This window comes from Nocardia amamiensis NBRC 102102, from assembly GCF_001612745.1.
GTDB classification, from domain to species: domain Bacteria; phylum Actinomycetota; class Actinomycetes; order Mycobacteriales; family Mycobacteriaceae; genus Nocardia; species Nocardia amamiensis.
Genome location: NZ_BDBA01000451.1, coordinates 1 through 1002 on the forward strand (window position 1 = coordinate 1; position 1002 = coordinate 1002).

Here is a 1002-nt window from a genome sequence, read left to right on the forward strand (position 1 = left end):
GCCGAGTCGTCGAGGAGGTGCCGGGCGGCCGATCGTAAGGAGCCACACCAACAGCAGACCACTGAAAGCCACACCCGGCACCTCTGGGCAACCAGGACCCTACGACTGGCCCGAACTACCCACGAACAAAGGTAGGGACCACTGAAAGGACCTTCATCCGGGCCCGTGGAACCCGGCAGTCATCCGCTGAACGGCTACCCCGTGTTGCCCACCAGTCGCCGATCAGCGACCAGAAACCAATCCGAACCCGATCACGCCGGGCCGAAGGCCCGGCGAAACATCGAGGCTAACGAGAGTTGGGGGCTTGGTTGGGTGTCGAGCCACAGCGTCTCATACTCGCTGGGGCTGAGGTGGCCGAGGTGAGAGTGACGGTATACTGAACGCCCTGTTCGCGAAGCCGCTGTCACCTATCGGCGGAACGTGAATTGGCGTTCTGTTGACATCGCCGCCACCCCGTCGCAGGCAATGGGTTCAAGGCTCGACTTCGTGCACTGCGGCGTCGGCTCGCACGTCGAGGACCGCGAGCAGGACCATCCGGCACACTGACATGTTCGACAGGTGTCCGTGCAGTGTTATCACAGCGTGTGCTGCGGCTCGCCGGCATTCCTGGACCAGATCGACGAACGCTGGGGGAAGTGTCGCGCCCTGTGGTGGCGGCTCGTGGAATACGGTGCCGAGCTCGTAGCCGAGCGACCCGGCAGCGGCCCGTAGCCTGTCCTCGCTCGAATCGCTGTCGCGGTCACGAAGCAGGTCATCACGCAAATACCCGTATGCAAGAGGCAATAGCGCAGTCATCGGATGAACCGGTTCCCTGGTCGGCCGACCGAGAGCGACTACACCGCTGTCGGTCGGATGGATCTGTCATCGCAGGGCGGCATATACGCCCTATTTGCCGTCGATCCGGCACGAAGCCGAACTCGGCCGTCACATTAGTGCTAATCGAATTTTCCGGACATGAATTCAATTCGACGTCCATGCCGGTCCTCCGCGCCGGCACTCCGG

At 62.7% G+C, this 1002-nt stretch carries 1 protein-coding gene; it reads right to left on the reverse strand.

Annotation, left to right across the window (positions count from 1 at the left end; all coding sequences use genetic code 11):
- Positions 1–471 precede the first annotated feature (471 nt).
- A complete protein-coding gene (locus tag NA4_RS38355; protein WP_157129599.1) occupies positions 472–795 on the reverse strand; it encodes a hypothetical protein in 324 nt (107 codons plus the stop codon).
- Positions 796–1002 lie beyond the last annotated feature (207 nt).